Genomic DNA, 15551 nt, shown 5'->3' with positions numbered 1-15551 from the left:
GGCTTAGGAATAATAACCGTGAATAAAAGCACCAATTCTTTCCAACTCAGCACCTGAGTTAGCCCAGCCTTAGAAATGATAACCATGAATGGCAGCACCAATTCCTTCCAACTCAGCACCTGAGTTAGCCCGGCCTTAGGAATAATAACCGTGAATAAAAGCACTAATTTATTCCAACTCAGCACCTGAGTTAAGCTCGAGTTCCCAGTAGATGAGTGTGCACAACTGCCCATTAACCAAAATCTCAGCACCTGAGTTAAGGTGCCTTAGGATTAAATGTTCGTCAACGAACAGTGAATAACTTTGCGCATTTAACTCAGCACCTGAGTTAGCCCAGCCTTAGGAATGATAACCGTGAATAAATGCGCCAAGTTTTTGCAACTCAGCACCTGAGTTAAGCTCGAGTTCCCAGTAGATGAGCGTACACAACTGCCCATTAACCAAAATCTCAGCACCTGAGATTTGGCTTGAATCTATGCTTTCAACCCAACAATATAAAAATCTCAGCACCTGAGTTGAGCCGGACTTCGAAATGAACTTATGTGCACCAATGGATCATTAACTAGAATCTCAGCACCTGAGTTGAGCTCGAGTCCCCAGTAGATGAGTGTGCACAACTGCCCATTAACCAAAATCTCAGCACCTGAGTTAAGGTGTCTTAGGATTAAATGTTCGTCAACGAACAGTGAATAACTTTGCGCATTTAACTCAGCACCTGAGTTAGCCCGGCCTTAGGAATGATAACCGTGAATAAAAGCACCAATTCTTTCCAACTCAGCACCTGAGTTAAGGCGGACTTCGCAATAGATTTACGTGCGTAAATGGACCATTAACCAGAATCTCAGCACCTGAGATTTGGCTTGAACCTATGCTTTCAACCCAACAGTATAAAAATCTCAGCACCTGAGTTAGCGCGTCCTTAGGAATGAAAACCATGAATGAAAGCACCAATTCCTTCCAACTCAGCACCTGAGTTAAGGTGACTTAGGAATGAAAACCGTGAATAAAAGCACCAATTCTTTCCAACTCAGCACCTGAGTTAGCACGTCTTAAGGAATGAAAACCATGAATGAAAGCACCAATTCCTTCCAACTCAGCACCTGAGTTGAGCCGGACTTCGAAATGAATTTACGTGCACCAATGGACCATTAACCAAAATCTCAGCACCTGAGTTTTAATCATTTTCGGGCGGAAAGGCCAGGCCAAGAAAGTACTTTGGCTATAGGCAGCCTATTGAAGTGTTCGATGAACTATGAAAGAAAGCTTAATTTAGCGAGTGGTGAATCGACACCAATAATCTAACAGAAGTAGATACTTATAGTCGCGAATGCTTAGCAGCCTATTACAGTAAGAGGTCGGGGGCCGAAGATGTTACTCAGGTTCTCACTGATATTTGTCACAGGAGGCTAAAGTAAAAAGTAATGCTTAGAAAACGGGCTAAAACAAGGGTCGACCTCACCAAGCTCTGAACAATCTGTCGCCCAATGAGTTCATGACAAAGGTACGTGACGAACAGACTCTCCTAATTAGTGCTTCTAATGATGGGGACTAGACACTATTTATACTAATGAATAGTCTCGGCTAATTCATTTTAGCTTCCTAACTATTCTGTATACTTACTCAAAATATAAAATGCGATTGCTAAAATAAAAACACTTACCATAAGAACAGATATAGTTATCATTAGCACTTCTCCTCTTTATAGATCAGTTCTATATTCTGAGACTAAATAGATGAAGCAGAACTCTGAGCGTTCATAGAGTTAAACTTTGCTATCACCAATAACAAGTCCCCGCGTAGAATCATCGACAGACAGCTCAAGACTAACTAGAGAATTCAGAATAGATTTTGCAAACACTTTCATTGCAGAGCATCTAATAACGAGTGCTTTTTAGCATAGACTCAAAAAGTATTAGTCAGGAAATTTAGTAATAACAGAAGGCCTAGCATTGTCAAAAAAGTCGTCAAGTTCCATTTAGAATGACAGACCTAAATAGTTTCAGGTTATCAGTTTTTTAATGATTCATTACAACATAAATAAGCAGCAAAACAATCCGGACAAACAACAAATCTTAGAATCGCAGAAAATATAATCTTAACAACGATTAATTGAATCAAAGTCAGACATCTAAAAAGTGTTCAGTGATAGTAATTAGTAGTAATTTGAGGACAGACCGCTTAATCTGATCAAGAACGAACTTGATGTTGAAAATTTGGGACCCCAAATAGGACCCGAGAATTTATGAGATACCTTTAAAGCCATACCTACCAAGGTCTCCAATCTTCTATATGTAAATCCAGCATTGGAGCGACAGAGAATCTTCGGTTAAAGGGGGTGATTAGCACTGTGTTACCTTTTCATATCTGTAAAACGTGGTCAAAAATGCGCCATAAAATTAGGCGATGCGCATTCTACCTAGCTATGTGCAAAAACAAAAGCAGGCAAGATTACAAACATGGTTTTGACCTGATTTATTTATCTCGAAGCTCAGAGTTAGAAAAAATATTGTAGTAATAGGTTGCTGACCACGTCAGCATCATAAAACCAACAAGGGAGATTGAATCAATAAATATTGCCAGCTCACTGTGCGGTGTATGGGTCAAACTTCCTAAAGTCGTAAAACTACTGGCCGCAATATGAACGTAATCATCTATGGATAAACTTACATCACCTTTAAATCCGTTTACACCCCATACGTCATAGGCGAAATACGTCATCAAGCTATACCAGGCAATCTCGACAAGGTGAATGAGAAAGAGGCAGACTACTACCGATACACTCATAAGAAAAGAGTAACATTATTCACCTACGGCTTCTTCGTATACATCAGTTTGGACACAATGGTGAGCGATCTGCTTTCCAAAATCTGCGCATGTTCCTAAACCAGGAATATTAATATACCAAGGTGTCACGAAAGCAGAGCCCACATACAGTTGGGTAGACTTGCCATTTATCAGTAATTCGTGATTTTGAGCGACCGTCCACCCATCATCGTTTATATACGCCTCTTTTTCGTAGTTATTTCCGCTAAAGGTCAACAAGCCCTTAAGTTTCGCTAGTTTGTCCTCACATTCGATTATACCTTTAGCGTTAATTTTTATGCCGTTTGCATTACCATCCTCCTCTAACTTTGCATCTTCAGCCCGTTTAAAAGTGAGCACTTTGCTGTCATACAATGCGATGATCCGATTCGCGCTCTCTAGTGGAATTGAAGCGAAACTCGCCGAGAGTTGCGACTTTATATCTTGATGCTGAGTAAGAAAATCCTTAAGCAACAGGGGCGATTGCTGAATGTAATCTATACCCGCAGCAATAACAGCGGGCCAGTCCGATTGACGACTTTCATGCGCTAAAGAAAGCAATTCTGCTTTGAGCTTTAAGATAGGATGGCTTTGTCCATTACGCTGATTGAGAAAAGTAAGGCTTTCAGCGAAAGACATGTTTTTTATCTGATAATAGATTTTCGGCATACTCTGCTTAAAAAGAGGTAATAACTTGTGGCGAAAGAAACTTTCCACGTTACTAACATCGATTGCACAGTCTGCACTTAATATTTTTTTGTAGTCAGTAACAGCATCACTGTTATACCAAACTTTCGGAAACACTCCCGAACGTGAACGCATTACTATTTGGAAATCGTGTTCACTTCGGTATTCAACCCCGCTCGCGCTGTCGTAGAACTGCCCTTTAGTTCTCGCAATAGATAACGCCGCGTCAATTGCCGTTAAGGACATCCCGTCAATGGTAAATTCGCGTGCATCTTCATGTGTATATTGCTTTGGGGGATAAGCCCAAAATGCATCATTAAGTTTGTCTTTGGCACATAGATCGCCGCCCATGTTGACTACAACACGATCAAAACCCGAACACCGTTCTTTGTTCGTATCAACGGTAAAATGATGGTTTTCTAAAACAATGGATTTAACTTCAGTGTGAAGTTTTACAGTAACGTCCAATCCTGTTTCTTTTAGGCTCTGAATCACTCGATTAAAGCAAAAACTTAGATACTCTCCTAATACTCCTCTTGGAATAACCTTGTTTGCTGAACCGTTAGAATAGTCAGTGCGCGAGAGAAAAGTCTTTAGGGTCGTTGGAATCTTGTCTTCGCTATATATTTCATGGAGCCAAGCGGAAAAAGAGACGTTAGGCTTTGGAATTTCATTTTCTTTTAAGTTGGAAAGTAAATTGGGGCTAGCGTTTTCATTTCTAAATGGTGTCCCTTTACCGGGCTCACCATACTTTTCAAAAATAACTATAGATTGAGGAAAAACATTTTTTTCCAATAACTCGCAAAGAAAATAAAGCGTTGTTGGCCCTGCACCAATTACAGCTATATTTTTTCGTACATAATTTTGGTGAAGTTTATTACCCATAACGATCATCCTTTACCCCTTTATTATTTTTATTTAATCCGGAGTAAAGTAGATCATTAAAATTTAGTATCTATAACATCTGTAATTATTCCTCGCCCGCTGCAACATTTTCAATCTATACGTTTCTTCACGCTGCCGTACCCGTAGTCATTATGCTTTATTCAAGGGCTTTGTGCGCACTTATATAGTGGGCACACCTATTGCTTTAGCTCACTTTGCTTTATTTGTCTTAACTAAAGTTATCTGTTTCAGCTTTTGTCTCCACGATGTAGTTAAAGCACTGAACGTATTTACTACCTTACATGAGAAGGATATTCACATGGTATTTTTAAGTTCATCGAAAATTAATTCTGAATTAACAAAGTCTGAAAAGTTATTAAAAAAGCTGCCTTACTGGAAAATTTCAGAACGATTAAAATTAGAGTTGAAACTACGCCATTTAAAAGAACAGCTTCATAAGTAGGTTGATATGGAACATCAATTAAGTGCTATTTTTGTCACTTACGAAATGATCGAATCTGCCTTACAGAATATTGAAAGGCTGCTTTTATCTATGCCTACTGCAAATATTATTCTTGTAGATAACTCGCCCCAAGAATATAAAGATAAGGACATATATAAAAATGCTATAGAGCGTATTACCTCAAAAGTTACTTATTTAGAAAATCGCGAGAACTCGAGGTTTACTGCTTATAACCTAGCACTTAAGACGGTATCTAGCGGAAGAGTGGTATTTAGAACTGATGACGATGTCTTTAACGAGTCAGTCACAGCAAAGGTTGCTAAGGCCTCTTGGCGCGGTTTTGCAGTTACGCCCCATAAGTTTGATGGCCAGCTTCAGATTAAACAGGATCATCAACGCCCGATAGAAACTTGCGTATTTGATCATCACTTTCTTAAAGGTTTATTACCTTTTGAGAACACTACCGGCGCTGACTGGAAACTTTTAGAACGGGCATTCAATAAACAAAGCCCCGCAACGTTTGCCGAAGTCATACTCCATAAAATTGGTCATGGCAGAGAAATGACCGCATGAAAATAGCCATAATTGCACATCCCCGCTTTCCTATTAAGTCGCCTTTTCCAGGGGGACTTGAAGCATTTATTGCATCTTTAATTCCGCATTATTGTTCGCATGCAGATGTCACCGTTTATGCGCACCCGGGCTCTCAAATACAAGGCACTGCTGAACTTGTAACATTTCCGTTCGATACCAAAGCACACAAGCAATATCCCGAACTAATAGAGAATGATTTCTTGCTTAAGGTTATGAACGATATACTGCTTAAAGGGTTTGACGCTGTTCACAACAATGCTATCAGCCCCATTCCAACTGTTTGGGCATGCAAATACGATATCCCGATGCTTACTACCTTGCATACGCCACCTTATAGCCGGCTCAAAGCATCAGCCGAACTCTCTTCTCTATCTCCTTTTGTTCATTACAATGCCGTTTCCTATAGCGTTGCAGAAGCGTGGCAACCCTACATCAACGACACGATAGACGTCATTTACAATGGCATTGAGCTATCACAATGGGAAGGTAAGAAACAAACAAAGGACCAGCTATTTAGTTTTGGCAGAATTGTTCCTTCTAAAGGTTTCGACCTCGCGATTAAGGCAGCCAACCTTGTAGACATAGAACTTAATATTGCCGGCCCTATCTATGATCAAAAGTATTTCGAGGAAAAGATATCGCCATTCTTAGGCAAAGGAGTGAACTACCTAGGTCATTTGAATCATATGGAGTTACAAAGCCAGTTAAAAAAATCACGGGCGGCGATTTTTGGCGTACGCTGGGACGAACCCTTTGGCCTTTCTACTGTAGAGGCCATGGCAACGGGTACGCCCGTAGCCGCTTTTAACCGAGGGGCATTTCCCGAAGTCGTATCTAAAGAAGGTGGTGTTTTAGCGCTAGGTAACAATGTTGAAAGCCTTGCCGAAGCTATCGGTGCTTCTTTAGATAAACACAGTCAAGATGTCGTCCATCGCGCCCAACGGTTTCCACTCGATACCATGTGTTCCGCTTATTTAGATAAATTGGGGCAGGTCTCATGAAAATTTTAATGGTTACAAGCCCCATAGTATCGCTAAGAGAGCCCTTTAAAGGAGGGACAGAATCATTTGTCGTAAGCCTGGCAAACGGTATGGCTAATGAGGGACATCAGGTAGATGTTCTATGTAAAGATGCCGACGAAGACAACAGGTTTAATACGCTTCAGCTTCAAGAGTCGGCTTTTCGTATGACTGATGCCATTACTAGCGAAACAGAAGGCCAGAAGCTATATCAGGCTGCTCAATTTGGGCTTTTTAATGCTGATGATTACGACGTCATTCATTTCCATAGCTACTATCACGCCATGTTTGAATTTGCTTACTTTCATCAAAGACGCAACGTTGTAACGCTTCACAGCCCCCTTTCCGACCGACTAGCGCTTACGCATAAATTAAATAGTATGCGAAGTGACGACATTTATGTCGCGGTATCACAACGCTTAGCTAATGAATGGCGTTCAGCTATAGCTACGCCGCTAGAAGTTGTACAAAATGGTATTGACCTCTCACGACTGCCTCCTGCAGCGTCAAATAAAAAGAGTGATTTAGTATGGGTAGGCAGGCTGTGTAAAGAGAAGAATCCCGTAGCCGCCATTCGCTCGGCGAAGCAGCTTAATATTTCGTTGATACTTTACGGTCCAATTAGCGATGAAACGCACTTCAACAACGATATCGCACCATTATTGGATGCCAATATAAAATACGGAGGGCATCTATCACAGCAAGTACTCTATGAAAGGATCTCTGAAGCTCGTGCCCTCTTTATTACTTCGCTTTGGAAGGAACCCTTTGGCTTAGTAACACTGGAGTCACTAGCGATGGGTACGCCAGTTATTGGAACAACCCAAGCGATACCCAGTGAGCTTCGTGTGCCTCCTTTGACCCAAACCATAGATTTTGAGGACGTAGAATCACTACTAAGTGCCTATCGGGAAGCAGCCAGTATATCGCCAAGTCAGTGCCAAAAAGCAGCCCGAAAATTTGATATCTCCAATACTGTTAAGGCATACGAGCGCATTTATGAACAAGCCAAAACTTAAAGTCCTTTTTTACATACACCATCATGGCAAAGGTCATTTATCACGAGCGCAGCTGCTGATCCCTATTATTGAAAAGTTTGCTCACGTGACATTAATTATTGCGCAAGATGACTTTTTACCGGCAGTGAAGTGTGCGTTACCAGAAAGGAAAATTGTTACCTTGCCGACGAAATGGTCTTCGTCCGATGCGGGTAAAAAGCGTACTTTTGATAGAGCGTTTGAAGGTGTTCCTTTATCTGCGCAATCTACTCTACGCGCCAGTTTCTTTGTAAATCATCTGCAAAAAGAGGCTTATGATGGTTTTATAAGCGATGTTTCGGCCGAACTGACTATTTACGCTCGCGGTGCAGGTATACCCGTTTTAATGCAGCGACACTCGGGAGATATATCTATCGATCCCACCCAAGTTTTTGCATACCAGTGTGCGAATGCTTTATACGCTCCCTACCCGAGCCAGCTAGAGGCTGATAATTATGCTTTTTTCAAAAAAACACGCTTTTTAGGGAGTCTAACCGATCGTAAAAACAACTCTGCGCATCATGACAACGGCATAAGTATTGTTCACAGCGACCATGACGTTATCAATGCAATATGCGAGGCTTTACTGCCAATAGAACTGCCTATAACAGCTATTGGTAGTGTGCGCTGCCACCTACATCATTTAGACAAGATTACGTACTTCGAACAGGTGAGTGACATAACGCACTCTGCGAACACCGACATAATTTTTTGCAGCGGAGGAAACAATACACTATGTGAGCTACTTGCGGCCGGTAAGAAGCTTATTGTTATTCCAGAGCCACGTCCCTATGAAGAACAAACCGCTAAAGCGATAAAATTATCTGAAATTAATGCAGCTGTTCACTTGCCAAAAGCTGAACTGGCTAACGAAGAAAATATCATTAAGGCGCTAAAAGCCTCGAACGATATAAAGACTGACATTATTAACAATATGTTTGATACAGGCTCTTCATCTCAGTGGGAACAAAGTTTTGAAAATTTAATAAGGGAGCATTTTTTATGAGTTTTTCTGTGGTTACGCTAGTAAAGGGTAGAAAAAAACAACTCGAAAACATGCTCGAAAGTATTAAACAGAGCACAATAATCCCGAGTGAAGTCGTAATAGTTTGGATGGAAGAGAAAACACGCAACACACGCGTTAAAGATAAAGACCTGAATATTAAACAGCTTTATCTGGAAAAAGGTGAACTCCCCTTAGCCAAGGCTCGAAATTTGGGGTTTGAAAATACGACCCAAGAACGCGTCATATTTCTGGATGTTGACTGCATATGCAGCCCTACTCTTCTTGAGGGATTGCTCGACGGACTGAAGGGCAAAACGATTACCTCTGCATATGCAAGATACCTCCCCTACATTCCTTTGTCTGGCTTGTATAAGCAAATTGAACAAGATGCTCTTTCTCACCCAAAGCGAGCTCATCTTGACGCAAACACACCACTCCCTCACAAGAAATTTTGGTCACTTGTTTTTGCATTGCGCAAAGATGATTTCTACGTCATTGGAGGCTTTGATGAAAAGTTTACAGGTTATGGTGGTGAAGATACCGACTTTGCCGAGCGATTTAATAAACAGCACTTCGATTTTATGCTCATAGATGATGAAGTCTTACATCAATACCACTTCAAATATTCACCCCCACTCAATTATTTGGAAGCAATCGTAGAGAACGCTAACCTCTTCTATCACAAACATGGATACTTTCCGATGTATTCATGGCTACAAGAGTTTTGCAAAAGAAGTTATGTGACTTTTGATGAAAGTGAGCATAATTTTAAAGTTTTGCGGTTGCCGCACCCATTAGATATTGAGTTAGCACTGTCTACAAAACCTTACTAGTTAACGCCTTTAATTTTCACCAGATTCGAATGTCTGCCTATCAGCGTAACTCAATAGTGCTTGAAGTATCCTTGCACTATTGCATTATTAACAACCCTCTGAAAAATGTGCTTTTTTAAAATAGGTATTTACCATTATTATGCTTTTTGCGTATTTCAAAGTTAACGATTAGCCGCTATTGTATAAAGTAATAACCATAATTATTAGCACATACAAAAATGTGATTGCAGCGCATTAGCGTGTTAAACGCAAAGCACTGCACCTTCCGGAGACATTTTATGGCGGACAAGAAGCCGAAGGATCAGCAAGCGCAAGACGTTTCTCAAACAGACAGTACACCTCACCCCGCTGAAGAGCTTGCACAACTTAGAGAAATATTATTCGGTCAGACAAACCGTGCTTTTCGAGCAGATCTTTCTGCCCTAGAATCACGGGTGAACGACAGTTTTACAAAACTTAACGCACACCTTGATGACCAGTTCAATGATATACGTAAGCTTATCGACCAGCAGATCACCGAACTTTCAAACCAGTTAGCCAGTGCCAATGACAACCATAGTAATGTGCAAGAGCAGTTACAGCACACTACAGATAAGCTACAAAGTGAATTGGAAATAGCCGAAACTGCTGCTAAGAACGACAACGACGCTTTAGAAGCACACGTTGTGAAAGAGTTGGAGTCACTGGACAACTTGTTTAGCAAACGTCATCAAGAGTTGTTAGAAAAGCTACAGCAGGTTACCAGCGAACTTTCAGAGAGTAAAACCGACAGGAAAACACTGGCAAACTTACTTTCAACCATGGCAACCAACCTCGCGACCGATCATTAATTAATGAGTGACAAGGTGCCGCCGTCTGAATTGCCGGACAACTCTCTTGAAAAAGTCAGAGAGCTGCTTATTGGGCGGGATGACAAGTTCGTCCAAGAGAAGCTGCAGCGCGATGCCAAAGGCATCGTGACTAACGTTGTCTCCGAAGCGCTGTTTGATCGAGAAACAAAAGATGGTTCGGTTAACAAGGTGCTAGTTCCCCTTGTTGAAAAGTCGCTGCACCGGTCTATCGAAGCCAATAGCGAAAAGATTGTCGGCACACTTTACCCATTGGTGGGGACGCTGGTTAGAAAAGCGGTGTCTTCATTTCTTGTAGAGTTTGTCGAGCGCACTAATGCGCTCATTGAAAATAGCTTCAGCCCCAAAAGTATATCGTGGCGTTTCAAGGCATGGCAATCTGGGGTCAGATACTCTGAATACGTTGCGTCGCAAATTTATCAGTATCAAGTTCAACAACTTCTTGTCATACATCGTGAAACCGGCACCCTACTGCATAGTATTTCATCTGATCCAGAAAAAGAAAAAGATGCTGACCTGATTTCATCAATGCTGGTAGCCATTAATGACTTTGTTGCCGACGCTTTTGGTGTTACCGCTACCGAGTCTGAGAACGAGTTGGGCGAGATAAAAACCGAAGACTTTACGTTATTGATTAAAATTGGACCGCAAGCCCTGCTTGTTGCAGCAGTTACTGGGAGCATCCCGCCCGAGGTACGTGGGAAACTGCAACAAGCCCTAGAGGAGTTTCACCAATTTTATCAGCAGCCGTTAATTCATTACGATGGTGACAACGCTCCGTTTGATGGTTGTGAGACTATTCTTTCTGATTGCTTGATCAGTGAAAGAAAAGAAGGTGAAGGCAAAAAATCAAAACGCATAGTAGGCGCGGCGGTGATAGTAGTTATCTTTGCCGCACTAGCAGTATTGTCGTTTATGCGATTGTCACTTAGTATTTTACAAAGTGATTTGCACGAGCTTACTCCTCCCCCAGGTATCATAGTAACAGACACCTATATTTCTAACGGCAACGTGTACGCCAAAGTGCTGCGCGACCCCGTAGCCATCAACATAGAAGAATGGCTAAATGAAAATGCCATTGATGCGGACAAAGTCACCATTATTGAGGAGCCATTTGTTTCTTTAAAACCGAGTGTAGTCGAGCGCAAACTTGAGAGGCTAATTGACGACTATCCACTTAGTGAATCAGAAAGCATTTCCGTTGAAAAAGGTGATAATCGCCGCTTTGTTATCTCAGGCACAGTGTTTACTCCTACCGCAGTTAACCTTACTCAGCAAATAAGCGCGATACCAGGTATTTCAGCGATTACCGTTGATACAAATACACTTGATGTAAAAGCGGCCTATGAAGTAGATGATACTGTACTTCAAAAAGCAGCTTTAAGTCGGCTAGTGAATAAGGTTTCTTCACAAAATGTACTTTTTGCTACTAACCAAGAAGCGCTTTCTGAAGTACAGTTAGCAAAACTAGAAGCGCTGGCAAACGACATAAAACAATTATTAACGCTCGCAGATAAAACAAATACTGTTGTGAGTGTCGTTATTATGGGTGCTAGTGATAATTCAGGTTCAAGCGCACGCAATCGCGCCTTGAGCCAAAAACGAGCAGAGAATGTTGTGAATTCATTAATTTCACTTGGCGTAGAAAGTGATATCCTTATACCCGTTAGCTTAGGAGAGCTGCCATTGCAGAAAGCATCAATGGGGCGTTCAGTAATGTTGAATGTTTTAATATCCAGTGAGCAATAGTAAGGAAGCTATGCGGTGATACAGAAAAAAGTTTGTATTTTAGGGCCCACTGGTGTTGGCAAAACAAGCCTGGTAAAGCAATTCGTTGAAGGTATTTTCTCTGAAAAGTACAAAACGACCATAGGCGTTAAAATTGACAAAAAACAAGTCAATAAAGAAGGCCGAGGCGTTCAGCTACTGCTATGGGATTTAGAAGGCATCGATAGATACTGTGGCTTTAATCCCCGCTACCTTCGTGGGGCTAGTGCCTATATAATAGTGGTTGACCAAACCCGCTCTCAATCCCTACTTGAGGGTATCGAAATTCTAGATCTTGCCAAAGAGCATTATCCCGACATTCCCGCATTTTTTGTTGTGAATAAAACCGATCTTCCAACAAGCTGGCATTGGAGTAATGAAGAGTTAAATGACTACGCACAAAGGTTTGCTTCACTTACCAAAACAAGTGCGAAAACCGGTGAAAACGTAGAAAAGTTGTTCAGTACAATAGCGTTTTGGTAGGAGAATGGCATGGATATCCATTTGTTAAATGCGTTGGGCATAACTAACTGTGCGTTGTTTAAATATAACTCCGAAGATGACATCACGTGTTTAACACCGGAACTTCCTTGGTTAGCGGACGTGGTTTCGCTTGACGACAACAACAAACTGCAAAGAAAGCACATACCCTCTATTTTTTTAGACGACTTCTTTCTTGACGTTGATGAGGTATGGAAAGGCGACGCCTCGTTTACGCTCTCTTCGGGCTTTTGGACCGAGCAAACCGAAAATGAAGTTTTGCGTCTTGAAGCCTTGGTGATAAATAGCGCATCAGGCTCTCGCTATCTTGTCGTGAAGAACGTTGAAGAGCAGTTCGACGAAAAGCAACAAACGCTGCAAGCTGCTAGAGAATTACTGCTAAGCCACCATGAAATTGTAGGGCAGCACGAATATATTAGGCATAGATTGAACAGTGTGCTGCGCAAGAATACCCGCCTGCAAAAGTTAGTGCCGCCCATCCAGCAAGCGATTCATAATATAGAAACTGGCGTTGTTATTTTAGATAGCGAGGGCGCGTTAATTCTCGACAACAAAGCTTCTCACAGACTGCTGCTTTGCAATAGCACTACCCCAAGCTCTATTCGTATCGGTGAACTAATAAAAGATATTGATGCTCCATCGACTTTCCTGCCTGCGTTAATTCAACGAAAAGCGCCGTGGCAGGGCGAGGTATACTGGCAACCAGTAGATGATTATAAAGTGTGGCTCCAGGTGACCATTCACCCGGTACTTCATGATGACGAGCTTACTCACTGGGTTTACTTATTTACCTACATCACGCACATACACGACAAAGAAAAAAGTCTACTTACTGCTAGCGGCATGGACTCGTTAACAAAAGTTGCTAACCGGAATTTGTTTACCGATACGGTAAGGCGACTGGTACAAGAAGGCACTCCCTTTACCTTGTTTATTATTGATATTTGCGGCTTTAAGAAAATAAACGAAGTCCTTAGCTATCAATCTGGAGACGAGATCTTAAAATCATTTGCGTTACGCCTACAGGCCTTCATTGATAACAGCGGGTTTATTGCGAGGATCGGCAGTAACGAGTTCGCGATTGTAAAACGACTAGACACCTTTAAAGATCTAACTAGCGCTGACTTTGTGCATCAGTTGCTGAACAAAGTAACACAAACCTACACCGTACTTAACGGTAGTGAGCCAAATCTGGGCGTAAATATTGGCGAAGCGAGTTTTCCTAAACATTGCTCTTCTATCGAAACGCTGCTGCAATGTGCCGATATAGCACTTCAAGCGGCTAAATATCAGGGCAGAAATATCGCGCTTGCATATAGTGACGAACTACATAAACAGCATCATGCAATTAACGAACTTGAATCAGAGCTTCGGTGTGCCATTGAAAATAATGAGCTAAAATTATTCTTGCAGCCCATTGTCGACCTATCTTCTGGGAAATTAGTAAAATGTGAAGCTTTAGCAAGATGGATAACATCTGAAGGAAAGTTTATTTCTCCGGAGGTATTTATCCCACTAGCGGAAAAAAGTGAGCTGATATTCCCCTTCGGTGAATGGCTTATTAACGAAGCATGTAGCGTTATTGAGGCGCTGAAAGCATCCAATTTAGATATCAGGTTAGCTATCAATATATCAGGCCGTCAGGTATCTGATTTGGCGCTTCTTACACAGATCAAAAATGCGCTAGAGGATCACCAGCTTCTCGGTTCAAACCTGTCTATAGAATTAACAGAAAGTGTATTTGTTGATAGCTTAGACACTGTATCTGTCTTGCTCAATGAGCTAAGAGCTATGGGTATAACCGTGTCGATTGACGATTTCGGCACGGGTTTTAGTTCACTTGTTTATCTAAAAAAGTTGCCAATTGATGAACTTAAGATCGACCGCTCTTTTGTAAGTGAACTTGAAAATAACACCGACGACCAGGCAATTGTGCAAGCTATTCTTGGGCTAGCTAGCAATTTGAATATAAAGATCATTGCCGAAGGCATTGAGACGCAACAGCAGCAGCAATTTTTACAGAGCCATCATTGCACATACGGGCAAGGGTATTTATATCAGCGACCCGTTGCAATTGATGAATTCATCTCACAAGCGCATAAGTTTAAGTAACTTTGGGCCTTTTGATTAAAACGATACACACAGCCGGTATGTCTTCCGGCTGTGTGATTCACCTTCTTGGCTTAAATTAAGCCCATATGCCCAGCGTGAAACTCTAAATGTTCTTCAATAAATGATGCAATAAAGAAATAACTGTGGTCATAACCTTCGTGCATATTGAGCGTAAGCTGCGTATCTGATTGCTGCGCAGCATGAACCAGAGACTGAGGCTTAAGCTGTTCGTGCAAGAATTCATCCTTTGTTCCCTGCTCAACCAACAAAGGCACGCTATGGGTTTTGCTCGCTAATAGCAGAGATGCGTCGTAATCTTTCCACGTTGTCTTATCTTCACCCAAGTAACGCCCTAATGCTTTCTCACCCCAAGGACAATCTGACGGATTCGATATAGGGCTAAATGCCGATACCGATACAAATTTATTGGGGTTTCGCATACCAATGACGAGCGCGCCATGCCCGCCCATTGAATGTCCGCTAATCGCACGCTCTTTAGTTACGGGGAATTCGCTTTCGATAAGCGCTGGCAGTTCATCAACAATGTAGCTGTACATATTGTAGTGTATGTCCCACGGAGCTTGAGTTGCGTCTACATAAAAGCCAGCTCCTAAACCGAAATCGTAAGACCCTTCTTCATCGTCTGGTACACCATCACCACGAGGAGAAGTATCCGGTGCAACAATGGCCATACCCAATTCTGCTGCAAGCTTCATTGCCCCCGCTTTCTGCATAAAGTTTTGGTCGGTACAGGTGAGCCCTGATAGCCAATATAATACCGGCACCGGCTTTTCTTTAGAGGCAAATGGGGGCAGAAAAATTGCGAAAGTCATATCGCATTGAGTGGATTCCGCTTTGTGGGTATAGCGCAAATGCTGTCCCCCAAATGCTTTATTTTCGCCAATAAGCTCCATTTCAGCTCCTTAAATTCATAAATTTGCACCTTTATTGTGGAATCAGTAAAGGCTCTATCGGATTTTAGATCAAGTTCGTTTAC

At 41.8% G+C, this 15551-nt stretch carries 12 protein-coding genes; 9 read left to right on the top strand and 3 right to left on the bottom strand.

The annotated features are described in order from the left end of the window. Positions 1-2472: 2472 nt before the first annotated feature. Positions 2473-2718: a hypothetical protein gene (locus tag AC27KT_RS15000; RefSeq protein WP_487131269.1), complete on the bottom strand. Its 246-nt coding sequence runs from the start codon at positions 2716-2718 to the stop codon at positions 2473-2475. Between the two features lie 81 nt (positions 2719-2799). After that, a complete protein-coding gene (locus tag AC27KT_RS14995; RefSeq protein ID WP_487131267.1) occupies positions 2800-4374 on the bottom strand; it encodes an FAD/NAD(P)-binding protein in 1575 nt (524 codons plus the stop codon). Between the two features lie 469 nt (positions 4375-4843). Between AC27KT_RS14995 and AC27KT_RS14990 the strand changes: the two genes are divergently transcribed. From AC27KT_RS14990 to AC27KT_RS14950, 9 genes are all read left to right on the top strand, one after another. Beyond that, positions 4844-5410, top strand: coding sequence for a glycosyltransferase (locus tag AC27KT_RS14990; protein WP_487131265.1), 567 nt, complete (start codon positions 4844-4846; stop codon positions 5408-5410). Beyond that, the gene (locus AC27KT_RS14985) at positions 5407-6432 is read left to right on the top strand and encodes a glycosyltransferase (protein WP_487131263.1); all 1026 of its coding nucleotides are present in this window, start codon (positions 5407-5409) and stop codon (positions 6430-6432) included. The genes AC27KT_RS14990 and AC27KT_RS14985 overlap by 4 nt, the downstream gene beginning before the upstream one ends. Further along, on the top strand, positions 6429-7469 hold the full coding sequence (locus AC27KT_RS14980; protein ID WP_487131261.1) for a glycosyltransferase: 1041 nt from the start codon (positions 6429-6431) through the stop codon (positions 7467-7469). The genes AC27KT_RS14985 and AC27KT_RS14980 overlap by 4 nt, the downstream gene beginning before the upstream one ends. Continuing rightward, positions 7450-8493 carry a glycosyltransferase gene (locus AC27KT_RS14975; RefSeq protein WP_487131259.1) on the top strand — a complete coding sequence of 348 codons (1044 nt, stop codon included), beginning with the start codon at positions 7450-7452 and terminating at the stop codon, positions 8491-8493. The genes AC27KT_RS14980 and AC27KT_RS14975 overlap by 20 nt, the downstream gene beginning before the upstream one ends. Beyond that, entirely contained in the window at positions 8490-9326 is an 837-nt protein-coding gene (locus AC27KT_RS14970; protein WP_487131257.1) for a glycosyltransferase family 2 protein, read from the top strand. Before AC27KT_RS14975 ends, AC27KT_RS14970 begins: the two co-directional genes overlap by 4 nt. Before the next feature lie 278 nt (positions 9327-9604). Next, the gene (locus AC27KT_RS14965) at positions 9605-10156 is read left to right on the top strand and encodes a hypothetical protein (RefSeq protein ID WP_487131255.1); all 552 of its coding nucleotides are present in this window, start codon (positions 9605-9607) and stop codon (positions 10154-10156) included. Positions 10157-10159: 3 nt separating this feature from the next. Next, on the top strand, positions 10160-11923 hold the full coding sequence (locus AC27KT_RS14960) for an OmpA family protein (RefSeq protein WP_487131253.1): 1764 nt from the start codon (positions 10160-10162) through the stop codon (positions 11921-11923). Positions 11924-11938: 15 nt separating this feature from the next. Continuing rightward, positions 11939-12424 (top strand): Rab family GTPase, encoded by a 486-nt coding sequence (locus AC27KT_RS14955; RefSeq protein ID WP_487131251.1) that lies wholly within the window; start codon positions 11939-11941, stop codon positions 12422-12424. 9 nt (positions 12425-12433) lie between these two features. Then, complete coding sequence (locus tag AC27KT_RS14950; protein WP_487131249.1) at positions 12434-14554, top strand: putative bifunctional diguanylate cyclase/phosphodiesterase; 2121 nt, start codon at positions 12434-12436, stop codon at positions 14552-14554. Positions 14555-14625: 71 nt separating this feature from the next. On the opposite strand, the gene fghA is transcribed toward AC27KT_RS14950, so the two are convergent. Beyond that, a complete protein-coding gene (fghA, locus tag AC27KT_RS14945) occupies positions 14626-15468 on the bottom strand; it encodes an S-formylglutathione hydrolase (RefSeq protein ID WP_487131247.1) in 843 nt (280 codons plus the stop codon). Between the last annotated feature and the right edge of the window lie 83 nt (positions 15469-15551).

It is taken from the genome of Alteromonas sp. 5NW40-0090 (genome assembly GCF_057552975.1).
This window is presented reverse-complemented; position numbering and strand designations above follow the sequence as displayed.

What these genes read in the sequence shown, in the direction of transcription:
- AC27KT_RS15000 (WP_487131269.1), bottom strand. Translation starts at nt 2,718, where the DNA reads ATGACGTATTTCGCCTATGACGTATGGGGTGTAAACGGATTTAAAGGT.
- AC27KT_RS14995 (WP_487131267.1), bottom strand. Translation starts at nt 4,374, where the DNA reads ATGGGTAATAAACTTCACCAAAATTATGTACGAAAAAATATAGCTGTA.
- AC27KT_RS14990 (WP_487131265.1), top strand. Translation starts at nt 4,844, where the DNA reads ATGGAACATCAATTAAGTGCTATTTTTGTCACTTACGAAATGATCGAA.
- AC27KT_RS14985 (WP_487131263.1), top strand. Translation starts at nt 5,407, where the DNA reads ATGAAAATAGCCATAATTGCACATCCCCGCTTTCCTATTAAGTCGCCT.
- AC27KT_RS14980 (WP_487131261.1), top strand. Translation starts at nt 6,429, where the DNA reads ATGAAAATTTTAATGGTTACAAGCCCCATAGTATCGCTAAGAGAGCCC.
- AC27KT_RS14975 (WP_487131259.1), top strand. Translation starts at nt 7,450, where the DNA reads ATGAACAAGCCAAAACTTAAAGTCCTTTTTTACATACACCATCATGGC.
- AC27KT_RS14970 (WP_487131257.1), top strand. Translation starts at nt 8,490, where the DNA reads ATGAGTTTTTCTGTGGTTACGCTAGTAAAGGGTAGAAAAAAACAACTC.
- AC27KT_RS14965 (WP_487131255.1), top strand. Translation starts at nt 9,605, where the DNA reads ATGGCGGACAAGAAGCCGAAGGATCAGCAAGCGCAAGACGTTTCTCAA.
- AC27KT_RS14960 (WP_487131253.1), top strand. Translation starts at nt 10,160, where the DNA reads ATGAGTGACAAGGTGCCGCCGTCTGAATTGCCGGACAACTCTCTTGAA.
- AC27KT_RS14950 (WP_487131249.1), top strand. Translation starts at nt 12,434, where the DNA reads ATGGATATCCATTTGTTAAATGCGTTGGGCATAACTAACTGTGCGTTG.
- fghA (WP_487131247.1), bottom strand. Translation starts at nt 15,468, where the DNA reads ATGGAGCTTATTGGCGAAAATAAAGCATTTGGGGGACAGCATTTGCGC.